The sequence below is a fragment of the Mumia quercus genome (assembly GCF_025506335.1).
Classification (GTDB): domain Bacteria; phylum Actinomycetota; class Actinomycetes; order Propionibacteriales; family Nocardioidaceae; genus Mumia; species Mumia quercus.
Map to the genome: position 1 here is coordinate 409,298 of NZ_JANZYO010000002.1, position 13,081 is coordinate 422,378.

9 protein-coding genes and 1 tRNA gene are annotated in these 13,081 nt (G+C 67.9%); 7 read left to right on the plus strand and 3 right to left on the minus strand.

Going from position 1 to position 13,081, the window contains the following annotated elements; genetic code table 11:
* Positions 1 to 21 precede the first annotated feature (21 nt).
* The 5 genes from NYZ95_RS05310 to NYZ95_RS05330 all read left to right on the plus strand — a co-directional run bounded on the left by NYZ95_RS05310 (position 22) and on the right by NYZ95_RS05330 (position 5,402).
* Positions 22 to 3,525 (plus strand): indolepyruvate ferredoxin oxidoreductase family protein, encoded by a 3,504-nt coding sequence (locus tag NYZ95_RS05310; protein WP_262849444.1) that lies wholly within the window; start codon positions 22 to 24, stop codon positions 3,523 to 3,525.
* Between the two features lie 13 nt (positions 3,526 to 3,538).
* Positions 3,539 to 4,051, plus strand: a complete 513-nt coding sequence (locus tag NYZ95_RS05315; protein WP_262849447.1) for an Lrp/AsnC family transcriptional regulator — start codon at positions 3,539 to 3,541, stop codon at positions 4,049 to 4,051.
* Between the two features lie 131 nt (positions 4,052 to 4,182).
* Positions 4,183 to 4,833: a class I SAM-dependent methyltransferase gene (locus tag NYZ95_RS05320; protein WP_262849449.1), complete on the plus strand. Its 651-nt coding sequence runs from the start codon at positions 4,183 to 4,185 to the stop codon at positions 4,831 to 4,833.
* A gap of 45 nt (positions 4,834 to 4,878) precedes the next feature.
* Positions 4,879 to 5,142 carry a type II toxin-antitoxin system Phd/YefM family antitoxin gene (locus tag NYZ95_RS05325; protein ID WP_262849452.1) on the plus strand — a complete coding sequence of 88 codons (264 nt, stop codon included), beginning with the start codon at positions 4,879 to 4,881 and terminating at the stop codon, positions 5,140 to 5,142.
* Complete coding sequence (locus NYZ95_RS05330) at positions 5,139 to 5,402, plus strand: type II toxin-antitoxin system RelE family toxin (RefSeq protein ID WP_262849454.1); 264 nt, start codon at positions 5,139 to 5,141, stop codon at positions 5,400 to 5,402. Before NYZ95_RS05325 ends, NYZ95_RS05330 begins: the two co-directional genes overlap by 4 nt.
* 9 nt (positions 5,403 to 5,411) lie before the next feature.
* Here NYZ95_RS05330 and NYZ95_RS05335 read toward each other — a convergent pair whose 3' ends face one another.
* Positions 5,412 to 6,476 (minus strand): alpha/beta hydrolase, encoded by a 1,065-nt coding sequence (locus NYZ95_RS05335; protein WP_262849456.1) that lies wholly within the window; start codon positions 6,474 to 6,476, stop codon positions 5,412 to 5,414.
* A gap of 139 nt (positions 6,477 to 6,615) precedes the next feature.
* On the opposite strand from NYZ95_RS05335, the gene NYZ95_RS05340 reads away from it, so the two are divergent.
* Both NYZ95_RS05340 and NYZ95_RS05345 read left to right on the plus strand, forming a co-directional pair.
* Positions 6,616 to 6,691: transfer RNA gene (locus NYZ95_RS05340), tRNA-Lys, on the plus strand.
* 513 nt (positions 6,692 to 7,204) lie between these two features.
* Positions 7,205 to 10,945, plus strand: a complete 3,741-nt coding sequence (locus tag NYZ95_RS05345; protein ID WP_262849459.1) for a hypothetical protein — start codon at positions 7,205 to 7,207, stop codon at positions 10,943 to 10,945.
* Between the two features lie 124 nt (positions 10,946 to 11,069).
* On the opposite strand, the gene NYZ95_RS05350 is transcribed toward NYZ95_RS05345, so the two are convergent.
* Together NYZ95_RS05350 and NYZ95_RS05355 are read right to left on the minus strand one after the other, a co-directional pair.
* Positions 11,070 to 12,014 carry an AbiTii domain-containing protein gene (locus NYZ95_RS05350; protein WP_262849461.1) on the minus strand — a complete coding sequence of 315 codons (945 nt, stop codon included), beginning with the start codon at positions 12,012 to 12,014 and terminating at the stop codon, positions 11,070 to 11,072.
* 153 nt (positions 12,015 to 12,167) lie between these two features.
* Positions 12,168 to 12,962: a hypothetical protein gene (locus tag NYZ95_RS05355; protein WP_262849464.1), complete on the minus strand. Its 795-nt coding sequence runs from the start codon at positions 12,960 to 12,962 to the stop codon at positions 12,168 to 12,170.
* Positions 12,963 to 13,081: the final 119 nt, after the last annotated feature.

Genomic DNA, 13,081 nt, shown 5'->3' on the forward strand with positions numbered 1-13,081 from the left:
GCAGCGCGAAGGAGCTCCGTCGTGACCGAGCTGGACATCCGCCCCGTCGACGCCGCCACACCCGATCCCTCGCCGGCACCTGCCGCGTACGACCTGGCTGACCGCTACCGCGTCGGGTCCGGCCCGGTCCTCCTCACCGGAGTCCAGGCGATCGCACGTCTCCTCGTGGAGCAGCACGCGCACGACCGCCGCAACGGCCGCCGTACGGCGTCGTTCGTGTCCGGCTACCAGGGCAGCCCGCTCGGCGGCGTCGACCGCATGCTCGCCGACATGCCGGACGTGCTCGAGAAGCACGACATCCGCTTCGTCCCCGGGCTGAACGAGGAGCTCGCCGCCACCGCCGTGTGGGGCAGCCAGCAGCCGCTCGACCCGGCGGAGGCGACGCACGACGGTGTCGTCGGCTACTGGTACGGCAAGGCGCCCGGCGTCGATCGGGCGACCGACTCGCTGCGCCATGCGAACATGTACGGCGTCGACCCGCACGGTGGCGCCGTCATCCTCGCCGGCGACGACCCGGCCTCGAAGTCGTCCACCGTCCCGGCCGTGAGCGAGCGGACGCTCGCCGCGCTCGGCATCCCCGTCCTGTTCCCGCGCAACGCCGCCGAGGTCGTCTCGTACGGCCTGCACGCCGTCGCCCTGTCGCGCGCGTCCGGGTGCCTGGTCGGACTCAAGATCGTCGCCGACGTCGCGGACGGCTCGTGGGTCGTGGACCGAAGCGACGAGCAGTTCTCCCCCGTCGTCCCCGAGCTCGAGTGGGACGGCAAGCCCTGGTCGTACGCGCAGGCGCCGATGATCGTGAACCCCGACGCCATCGTCGGCGCCGAGGCGCAGCTCGTCGGCCCCCGTACGGCGATGGTGCACGCGTACGCGACGGCGAACGGGCTCAACACCGTCGACATCGACCCGCCGCACGCGACGACGGGATTCATCGCCGCCGGCACGACGTACGACGCGCTGCGCCAGGCGTTCGTCGACCTCGGCGTCACCGACGACGCCCTTGCGGCGGCGGGCATCCGAGTGCTGCGCCTCGGACTCATCACCCCGGTCGAGCCGAGCGTCGTCGCACGCTTCGCCGAGGGCCTCGAGGAGATCGTGGTCGTCGAGGACAAGACGTCGTTCCTCGAGATGCAGGTGCGCGAGATCCTGTACGGCACGCCCGGCGCGCCGCGCGTGCTCGGCAAGAAGGACGCTGAGGGGCGCCCGCTCGTCCCGGCCGACGGCGAGGTCACGTCCGGCCGGTTGCTCGCGCCGCTGCGCCACGTCCTCGGCGACCGCGTCACCATCACGCCGCCCCGCCCGAAGACGATCGCGCTCCCGCTGCTCTCGGCGTCGCGCGCGCCGTACTTCTGCAGCGGCTGCCCCCACAACCGCTCCACCGCCGTACCCGAGGGCTCGCTCGCCGCGGGCGGGATCGGCTGCCACGTCATGGTGTCGATCTCTGGCCGCACGGACAGCGCGATCACCGGCTTCACCCAGATGGGTGGCGAGGGCAGCCAGTGGATCGGTCAGTCCGCGTTCACGCGCAGCGGCCACACGTTCCAGAACATCGGCGACGGCACGTACTTCCACTCCGGTCAGCTCGCCATCCAGGCCTGCATCGCCGCCGGCGTCAACATCACGTACAAGATCCTCTACAACGACGTCGTCGCGATGACCGGTGCGCAGGACGCCCAGGGCGCGCTCACCGTCCCGCAGCTCACCCACAAGCTCAAGGACGAGGGCGTCGCGCGCGTCATCGTCGTGGCCGACGAGCCTCAGCGGCACCGCAAGCGCGCGCTCGCGAAGGGCACGCTCCTCATGCACCGCGATCGGCTCGACGAAGCGCAGCAGATCCTGCGCAACACCCCGGGCGTGACGGTCCTGATCTACGACCAGCACTGCGCCGCCGACGCGCGCCGCCAGCGCAAGCGGGGAACGCTCCCCGCCCGCAACACCCGCGTGGTCATCAACGAGGCCGTGTGCGAGGGCTGCGGCGACTGCGGCGTGAAGAGCAACTGCTTGTCGGTGCAGCCGGTCGACACCGAGTACGGGCGCAAGACGCGCATCGACCAGACGTCGTGCAACACCGACTACTCGTGCCTCGACGGCGACTGCCCGTCGTTCGTGACGGTGGAGGTCGACCCGACCCAACGCGCCCCTCGCCGCGAGACGCCGGCGCCCCCGGTCGTCGCCGAGCCGCTCGGCGCCTCCCTGCGCGGCACGTACGACGTGCTCATGGCCGGCATCGGCGGCACGGGCATCCTCACCGTCAACCAGGTGCTCGCCACGGCAGCGCTGCGAGCGGGCTTCGACGCGGAGACGCTCGACCAGACCGGGCTGAGCCAGAAGGCAGGCCCCGTCACGGGCCACCTGCGGTTCTCCCCGCGCTCGACGTCGAGCGGGCTCGAGCCGTCGAACCGCCTCACTCCGCAGGGCGCCGACTGCGTCCTAGCCTTCGACCTCCTCGCGGCGACCTCGCCGAAGAACCTCTCGTACGGTGACCCGGCGACGACCGTCGCGGTCGCGTCGACGAGCAAGACGCCGACGGGCGAGATGGTGTACGACGCGTCGGTCGGCTATCCCGAGACCGGCGAGCTGGTCGGGCGCCTCGAGGCCGTGACGCGCGACGTGATCACGCTGGACGCGCTGGAGGCGGCGGAGGAGCTGTTCGGCAGCACGACCACGGCGAACTTCCTCCTCGTCGGCGCCGCCTACCAGGCCGGTGTCCTCCCGATCCCCGCGAGCGCCATCGAGGAGGCCATCGGGCTCAACGGTGTCGCGGTCGATGCGAACGTCGCCGCCTTCCGCTGGGGACGCGTCGCCGTCGCCGACCCGGACGCTTTCGCGGCGGCGGCCACCCCGCGTACGGCCGAGGCCCCGCTGATCGAGGTCCCGGCGGTCGACGCGGCCGGCTTCTCCGACGAGGTACGTGCGCTAGTGGCGCGACGCGCGAGCGACCTGGTGAAGTTCCAGGGCATGGCGACCGCCGAGCGGTACGTCGCCCAGGTCGCCGCCGTCCGCGACGCCGAGCGGGCGGTCACCTCCGACGAGCGGCTGACGCAGGCGGTCGCGCGGTCGCTGTTCAAGCTCACCGCGTACAAGGACGAGTACGAGGTCGCGCGGCTGCTCACCGACTCCGCCTTCGCCGACGAGGTCGCACGCCAGGTGCCAGGCGGCTCCCGCATGACGTACAAGCTCCACCCGCCGGTCCTGAAGGCGATGGGACGAGACTCCAAGATCGGGTTCGCCCCGCGCTCGCACGTCGTGCTGCGGGGGCTCGCGCGGATGAAGGGCCTGCGCGGGACGCCGCTCGACCCCTTCGGATACGCCAAGGTGCGCAAGCTCGAGCGGCGCCTCGTGGCGCACTTCGAGAGCGTCGTCGGCGGGCTGCTGCGCACCCTCGACGCGGACTCGTACGAGCGCGCGGTGCGGATCGCCGAGCTGCCGGACCTCGTGCGCGGGTACGAGGACGTGAAGCTGCGCAACGTCGCCACGTACGTGGAGCGGCTGCGGGCCGAAGGCGTGCCGGTCGACGGCCTGGTCTGACAAGATCGGGTCCGTGCCACGACTGGACCGCCTCGACGCCGAGATCATCGGGAGACTGACGCGCAACGCGCGCGCCGGGATCGTGGAGCTCGCGTCCGCGCTCGGCGTCGCCCGCAACACGGTCCAGGCGCGACTGAAGCGGCTGGAGGACTCGGGCGTCGTCCGCGGGTTCCGTCCGGACGTCGACCTGGAGGCGATCGGCGTCCCGGTGCAGGCGTTCGTCGACGTGGAGCTCGACCAGCGGCGGATGGCGCACGTCGTGGAGGAGATCTCGCAGATCCCCGAGGTGCTCGAGATCATCACGCAGGCCGGCCGCGAGGATCTGCGGGTCCGGGTCGCCGCGGTGACGCACGCGGAGCTGCAGGAGGTCGTCGTCCGGATCATCGACACCGACGGCGTCCGCCACACAACGTCGACGTTGGCGATCTCCACGCCGCTCCCCTATCGCGTGCAGCCGTTGCTCGAGAAGGTCACCCGCGAGACCGGCTACGGCCGCTCCAGCCCGCCCCCTCCGCTGGTCGAGTAGCGCCGAGCCGCTAGGCGAGGCGCGTATCGAGACCACCCCCACCGCTTGCCAAACCAGCAACCCAACTTGGGATTTCGGCACCCTCCCCCGCACCCTGGAGACAGCGCACCCACCCCGTCCCGAGGAGCAGCATGTCGACCACCCACCAGGACCAGCCGACCGACCCGACCGAGTTCTGGGAGCAGCGCTACGGCGGCTCCGACCGGGTCTGGAGCGGCAACCCCAACCCGCTGCTCGTCCGCGAGGTCGCGGACCTCACGCCGGGCAGCGCGCTCGAGCTCGGCTGCGGCGAGGGCGCCGACGCGGTGTGGCTGGCGACCCAGGGCTGGACCGTCACCGGCGTCGACATCTCGCAGACCGCACTCGACCGCGCCGCCGCGCACGCCGCTGACGCCGGCGTCGCCGACCGTACGACCTGGGAGCGGCACGAGCTCGGGACGACCTTCCCCGACGGCACGTACGACCTGGTGAGCGCGCAGTTCCTCCAGTCCCCCGTCGCACTCGACCAGGACGGCATCCTGAGGCGGGCCGCGCAGGCCGTGGCGCCCGGCGGCACTCTTCTCGTGGTCATGCACGGCGGCTGGCCGTCGTGGGCGGGCGCGCACGAGCACCCGGTGCCGGACGCGCGGTTCCCCACGCTCGACGAGGTGCTCACCGCGCTCGACCTGCCGGCGGACGAGTGGAGCCACGTCACGGTCGAGGCCGTCGAGAGCGCCTCGACCTCGCCTGACGGTCGTACGGGGACGCGGGTCGACAACGTGTGGCGGCTGCAGCGCCGCTAGTCGCCACGCCTTCTCCATTGTGTACACAGTTGCTAATCTGGCGCTATGGACACCATCAGCGGGGAAGTCTCCACTCGTGAGCTGCGCGCCGGCCTCCAAGAGGTGATCGGGCGTGCCGCCTACGGTCACGAGCGCGTCGCGATCACCCGGCACGGGAAGGTGACGGCGGTCGTCATCAGCGTGGAGGACCTTGAGGCGCTGGAGGCGTTCGAGATGGCTCGCGACGTCGCCGAGCTCCGGGCCGCGAAGGCAGACGACGACGGCGAACGCGTCTCGCTCGACGCCCTTCGCGCCGAGCTCACCGAGTGAGCCGCTACCGGGTCGAGCTCACCGGCGCGGCCGCGAAGCAGATCCGGCGGCTCGATCCGGCGGCCCAGCGACGAGTGCTCGCCGCACTCACACGGCTTGAAGTCGATCCCCGGCCCGCCGGCGTCAAGAAGCTCACCGGCTTCGACGACGCGTGGCGCATCCGGATCGGCGACTACCGCGTCCTGTACGAGATCAGCGACAAGACCGTCCTTGTCACGGTCTTCCGCGTCGCCCACCGGCGTGAGGCGTACGGGCGCTGAAGGGGTACCTCAGCCCGAGACCGCCTTCTCGATCGCCTGCGCCGCTCGCAGTGTCGCCTCGTACGCGCGCGGGCTGACGCCGGTGATGTTGATGAAGGCGTGGATGAGGTCGCCCTCGCGGGCGAGCTCGGTCGGGACTCCTGCCTCCTCGAGCCGGCGCGCGTATGCGATGCCCTCGTCGCGCAGCGGGTCGAACCCGGCCACCGCCACGTACGCGGGCGCGGCGCCGCTCAGGTCCCCGGCCAGCAGCGGTGACACCCGCGGGTCCAGCGCGTCGGCAGGGTCGGCGAGGTAGCGCTCGCGGTACCAGTCCATCTGCCGCTCCGTCAGGAAGAACCCGTCACGGAACTCCTCGTACGAGGGGTGCTTCGTGGACAGGTCTGTGACGGGGAAGAACAGCAGCTGGAGGCACGGCTCGACGGCGGCACCGCGCAGCTCGAGCGCGAGGACGGCGCTGATGTTGCCGCCCGCGCTGTCGCCCGCGACGACGATCCGTGCCGGGTCGAGACCCCAGGCGGGCGCCTGCGCGACGGCGAAGTCCCAGGCGGCCAGCCCGTCGTCGATCGCCGCGGGGAACGGGTGCTCCGGCGCGAGGCGGTAGTCGACCGACAGCACGTCGACGCCCGCGTGCAGCGCGAGGAACCGTACGGCGGAGTCCGTGCTCACGCGGCTGCCGAGGACCCAGCCGCCGCCGTGGAAGTACACGACGAGGCCACGCGACTCCCCCGCCTTCGCGCGGTATCGCGTTGCCGGGATCGTGCCGTGCGGCGCCGGGATGAGCAGGTCCTCCTCGACCGCGAACGGCGGGAACGTGTCGGCGAAGACGAGCGCCTCCTCCTCGATCTGGCGGCGCGCGGCGTCGAGCGGTTTGGTCGAGAAGTCGGAGCCGGGGATGCGGTTGAGGACGCCCAGCGCGGCCGCGATCTCGGGCGCGAGCCGCTCGCCGTCCCGGTTGACGGGGGCGTTCGCGCCGAGGCGTTGGACCGTACGACGCGGAAGGCGGGCGAAGCCGCGGATCGCCGCCCTCTCGAGCCGCAGCGGGACGGACAGGGTGCGCGAGGTAGCGTCGCTCATGGGGCTCCTTCGGGGGCGGATACGGCATCCTCGCAGGCCGGGACGCGGGTCGGAAGTGAAACCGACCCCCTCGATGCGAACCGGTTGGGCACCCCTGATAGAGTTCCTACTGCTTCGAGCGACGGCTCGGAAGCACCACGCGCCATTAGCTCAATTGGCAGAGCAGCTGACTCTTAATCAGCGGGTTCGGGGTTCGAGTCCCTGATGGCGCACCACCCACGAAGGCCAGGCATCACGATGATGCCTGGCCTTCGTCGTACGTGCGCTGGCTGAGCGAGCGAAGCGAGTCGAAACCACCAGCTTCAGGGCAGGCTCGCGACTGATGGCGAGCACGAGACCGCTGAACCCCAGACCGGGCCCGACAGGGTCCGCTTGCAGAAGCTGTCGCAGTCAGCCGAACCGCGTCACTCCGCCCATTTTGACGCGGGTGCACGCCGCCCAGAGGGATTCACACCCGTGCCCCGCGCAGGTTGTCCGGAGAGGCATATGCGCACAAGCTCGACCACGTGCCTTCCCGCTTCTCCTGGTTGCCCGCGGTGTCACTGAGCGGTTGAAGCGATCAGGCCCGAGTTCCCGGGTCTAGCTTCCGACGCTAGCTAGCATAATTATGTGACCGCAGTTGAACTTGACCGGCCGGGCAGACCGTGACTCGACCTGGATACGTCGATCGCAGCAAGCTGCAGAACTGGGCAGATGCGCGCTCATCGCAGTCCGAGTTTCCGCGTCTGGTGCGGCGCCTCGTCCTCGAGACCACGCCGGGCCTGCTGGAACTCGGTATGCCCGCTGGCGAGGGCGTTGCAGCGGGCGATTGGGATGGTTCTATCCGAACGACGGAAGCGACCGCGTGGGTTCCTGAAGGCCTGTCCGTCTGGGAGCTGTCAGTCAACTCGAGCCCAAACAAGAAGGCGGACGAGGACTACGCCAAGCGGGCCGACACCCCGGATGGCACGGCAAGCGGAGACTGCACCTACGTCGAAGCGATCTTGCGGCCGTGGACTGCCCGCGCATCTTGGGCGACGGGTAAGCGTGGCGACAAGGTCTGGATGGACGTTAAGGCACTGGGTCTGGATGACATTGAGACGTGGCTCGAAGCAGCGCCCGTCACGTGGGCATGGCTTTCCGAGGAGCTAGGACTTTCGCCACACGGCCTCCGAACCGGTTCGACGTGGTGGCGCGACTGGGCGGCCCAAACGAATCCGGCATTGACACCGGAAGTCGTGCTCGGGGGCCGAACAGATGCCGCGCAGGACCTTGAGGACCGCCTGGCTTCGTCCGGGTCGATCACGACTGTCGCCGGCGCGTCAATGGAAGAGGTCTGCGCGTTCGTCGCTGCGGTCGCCGTGAACCGCGACGAGCAGGGCAAGGGACAGATGCTCGCTCGACTCGCATTCGTCGACGACTTGTCCGCATGGAGGCAGTTGACCGCCTCATCTCAGCCGCTCGTCCTAGTCCCTCGCACGCCCGAACTGGCGAGCGAGATTCCGACCGGAACAGTCCACAGTCTCTGCGTGCCGGTCCTCGCCGAGGAAGGCGCGGACGTCATAGTCCCCCCGTTGGACCCCTCCGAGGTGGCAGCCGCGCTGAAGACCGCGGGGATCGCGGACAGCGAGAAGGCCAACACACTCGGCAGACTCGGACGTCGCAGCTTGACCGCCTTGCGTCGAAACATCGCCGTGAAGGCCGCACTCCACCGGCCGACGTGGGCAGACGCAGCTCCCTCACGGAACTTCCGATCGATCCTCCTGGCTGGCTCGTGGGGAGACAACGCAGCAGGCGACCGTTCGATAGTCGAGGCGCTGACCGGGGATGACTACGAGACGTTCAGGGAGTCGATAGCAGGCATCGTCAATAATCCCACCGATCCGCTAGCGATCTTGACCGACGGAGCATGGCATCTCGTCTCAGCCGTAGATGCCTGGATACTGCTGGGGCCAAAGCTGACGTACGACGACATGCAGCGATTCGAGACCGTTGTTGAGTTGGTATTGGCCGAGGGGGACCCGTCCCTCGACCTGCCGCGCGACCAGCGCTGGCGAGCATCGATCGACGGCAAGACCCGACGCTATACAGGCGATCTCCGTCGCGGCCTCGCTCAATCGCTGGCACTGCTTGGCGTGTACGGCGGGACAGTCACTTGGTCTGGAGGTGCATCGGGCTCAGCGTTCGCCAACTACATAGTCAGAAAGCTGCTGGAGTGGGCGTCGGCAGACTCCACAGGACGAGCCTGGCACTCACTCGCCGACATCTTGCCGCTGCTGGCTGAGGCTGGGCCAGAGTCGTTCCTCGATGCCGTGAGCGCGGCAGCTGCGGGCGACGAGCCCCTGTTGGCGACCATGTTTCAAGACAGCACCGACGAATCCGGCCTCTTCTCCGGCGGCACTCCTCACACCAATCTGCTGTGGGCTCTCGAGTGCGTGTCCTGGTGTCCGGACTACTTCGGACGTGCGGTCGCTCTCCTTGCACGTCTCGATGAGATCGATCCCGGCGGCCGAATGTCCAACCGCCCGGCTGCGTCGCTCGCTGCGATCTATCGACCGTGGCACCCGGACTCGTCTGTCGATCCCGATCGACGCCTCGCGGTGCTCGACACCTTGCGTCGCAGGTATCCTGGCGCCGCGTGGAAGCTAGAGTGCAGCATGCTTCCCGAGAGCCATGGCGGGACTCACTTTCCGATCAGCGCGCCGACCTTCCGGACCTGGAAGCCAGACCAGCAGTCGGTGACGTATGGCCAGATATGGAAGATGACTACCGCGGCAGTCGAGCGCTGCATCGAGGACGCGGGCCCAGACGCTGAGCGGTGGGCAGTACTCCTTGATCACACCTCAGCGATGCCGCCAGCGGATCGAGAGCGTGTCGTGGCGGCACTCCATGCGCTCGCCGACGAGTCTGAGCTTTCAGCTGACTTCCGGGACTCGGTGTGGCGGAGGTTGGTCGACGTCATCGGGCGTCATCGAGAGTTCGTGGATGCCGCCTGGTCACTGCCTGATGAAGAGCTGGCCAAGTTCGACGCACTAGCGACCCGCTATCAGCCCGAGTCTGCCTATCTCCGACTAGTCGGCCTATTCCAGTCACACACGCCTTACATCGGCGCTCGTCGATTGGAGGACCACGAGGGCTTTGAACGCGAACTTGGGCGCCAACGCGTCGAAGCGATAAAGGAGATCGAAGCCGAGGGCGGGTTCGACGCCATCACGAAGCTGGCACGCGATGCGACCGTGTACGGCGCCGTCGCCATTGCCCTTGCGAACGTTGGCTCGTCGCATGACGAAGAACTCATTGCTTGGTTGGCGATCGAGGGTGCAGACGATCTCGCCGAGACCGCGATGTCGTACTTTTCAGCCCGCTACGCGCTCGAAGGGTTCGACCTCATAACGGGCCTCCTCGCACGGGACGACCTCACGATCGAGCAGAGGGCCCGGCTTCTTCTGGTTGCACGAGGGGACCTCACGGAAGCGTGGGCGTTAGCTTCTGCGGACCAGGAACTTGAGACTCGTTACTGGACGGCGTTCCAGCCGCTCGGATTGGGTCACGACTTCGACAAGCTCGACGAAGTTGCCGATCGATTGATCCTCGCCGGCCGCCATGCCGACGTCCTGCACCTCATAAGCATGTACTCCCACCTAGAGGAGGACGGGCCACGGCCGGAGGCAGCAAAGCTCATCGTGCGAGCGCTCGACGGACTTCTGGCAGACCAAGCCCAATCTGCCGCAGCGCGCGGATTGCAGACCTACGACTTCCAACAGCTTTTCGCCTATCTCGAAGCCATGCGCGGCCATCTTGAGCCCGGCGACCTTGTCCGACTTCAGTGGGCGTATCTTCCCGCTCTGGGCTATGACGCGAAGATCCCTGCGCTGTCCGAGAGTTTGGCTGCTGACCCAGCCGAGTTCGTCGGAATGGTCTGCCTCGTGTTTCGCGCTCGTCCAACGTCGGAGGACGAAGAGGGAGTCGAGGAGCAGGCTGGCGGCGAACAATGCGACGCATCGATGGCAACCAATGCCTACCGGCTGCTCAATGCATGGGATTCGCCGCCCGGGCTCGTAGATGGCGCAATGGATGCCGAGGTGCTTCGATCTTGGCTTGACAGGGCAATGGAGCTCCTGGCGGAACGTGGCCGGATAGAAGTCGGCCTGCAACAGTTCGGACAGGTTCTTGGACACACCCCGCCGGACTCCGACGGCACATGGCCGGGCGTCGTGGTGCGGGACCTTCTAGAAGACGTGCAGCTCGAGCACATCGAAACGGGGCTCTACCTGCACCTCGTGAACAGTCGCGGCATGACAAGCCGCGGCCTAGAAGACGGTGGAGATCAAGAACTTCAGCTTTCCGTCGACTACCGAGCCAAAGCAGAAGCGCTCGCGGACACCGCGCCTCGAACGGCCGCTCTATTCCGTCGAGTCGCCGCCTCGTACGACCGCGACGCAAGGCGAAATGAGGATGACGCCGAGCGCTTTAGGCGGGGGCTCCACTGACCACGCGGCTCCTGACGCATCTGCAGAACACTGAGATGCGTCACGCCGCCGCCTGTCGGCAGCGGCAGCGTCTGAACGTTCCTTGACTGCGTGTGCGCGCCACGGCACACGTCCTGAGCCAACCTCAGCCAAAAGCTCCGTTCATCGCCATCTCGATGAGTGCCGAAGCCGCTCCCTCGGTCGCGGCCAGTATCGCCGTCCCACCGGCCCGGACTCCCAGTGATCGCAGCTTCCCGGCCTTCTTCACAACATCGCCGGTGTCGGGTTTCTCCTTCGCAAGCGCGACCCGGAGATCAGCTACCGCCTTCAGGACCTCTTCCCGGTCCGCTTCCTTGACATCGCTCGAAGCTGCTTCTTGAACGGCGTCGAGTAGCCGCAGTACATCCTCGACATTCAATCCCTCGGTCCTCGCCTCTGCCTCGGTGCCAATCGCGAAGGGGCCGCTGGCAGAGTTGATTGTGGTGTTGTAGACCGTGCTGGCGCCGATGTGCTCGCTGACGGCGGTATCCACCTGAACCTTGGACGGTAGTTCTGACATCGGCGTGTCGGCCGTGAGATCCGCGATGATGTCGACCAACTGGGTGCGGATCTGGCCGACCATGCCGGCGACGACTGAGCCCGTCATCGTGTACGAAAGGCCATTGATGCTCTGGAACGGACCGAGTTTCCCGTTCCAGATCGTCTGTGCCATGGACAACCCTGGCGAACTGAAGGAAAGAGACTTCGTTCCCGCCATTTGCTCGAGTTCCTCGACGGGCTGCCTGAAGGACATGGTCTCCGGGACGTACTCCCACGCCTCGCGAGGCAACTGGAATCGGCTGATCGTCTGGCCTGTCGCCCAGGTGTTGCCGCTGATCGAGTCCATCGAGATCGGCACTCCAGAGACTTGCCGATACTCCGGCACCTCGTCTTCGTCGCCGTAGCCATTGAGTTCCTTACGTGCCCAGTCGCGCAACGCCACGGAACCCGTCTCAGCGCCGAGGAGCAGGCACTTCCGGAGCAGCCCGGCCAGCGGTTCGGACTCGTCGAGCATGCGTTCACGAAGCGAGCGGAGCAAAGTGTCGGTCACGCGTCACAGGCTAGATCGAGTCACCGACAGTTGCGGGCTAAGTGACGAAGCGACGGCAGCACGGGGCATCATCCATCCCGTCAGCGGCGCGTGCAGCGACGGTGTGTCTTTCCGCCGCCTACCGGGCACTCCGCCGAAGCCGCTGTGCGGGGACTAGCGAGACCGCAGCTCGACCTCCAGGGGCGAGTGGGCCGGAACTGGGTCCAGTTTGATCGGCCACGCGTGCAGATTGCTGGTCTCGAACACCTCGACCGGTCCCCACGCCTTCCCGTAGCGCGGCTGCCAGTCATCGGGGCGCTCGATAGTCGATTCGCTCGCCCACCGGAACTCGGTCGCTGCGCAGCGCTTGAACTTGGGAAGTGAGTTCAACGGAGACTTCAGCGCCTGCGTGAATCCCAGCGAACCCTCAGCGCGTGCAGGCGCCACCTCGAAACAGAGTTCGCTCCACCCATCATCGGCGACTCGAGCGACCGGACGAGCTCGTAGTCGCCGAGCCCGGTTCATCTTCCATGCACCGGTCATCTCGAAGCCCATGTGGTGGTCCAGGACGTGCCGCCGTGCCTGCTCCAGGGCCTGCACGGGCCACCCACGTGCGGCGCCGATAGCGCGCATGGACACATCGACGACCTCCAGTACAACACGCGCCCGATCCTGCGAGGAGAAGGTGGCGACCTGCGTCGGGACGTGCGCGCGCACGGTCTCCTCACCAACAGGGGCGAGGTGGACATCGACGACGACCGACGAGGCCGTATCCGCGGGACTGACGAACATCTGAACTGCCGAACGCCGAGCCTGGATGTCGAAGCTGCCCATCGCTTCGCTGTATCGCTCTGTGACTCGGCGCGACGTGCGCGCGAACGCGTCTTCCGTTTCGTTCCCGCCGTCGCCCCAAGGCTGCCCGACCGGGCCACCGTTTGGCCAGAACCAGACATAGTTGAGCACCGCCATGGGCAGATCATGCCGCAGCGAATGCGGCGACCCGCACGGCGGCTCAGCGAGAGGCCCAGCCATCGGCGTGCGTCAATGCGCCGCATCCGACTCTCGTTGCGACGTTGACCAGTAGCACG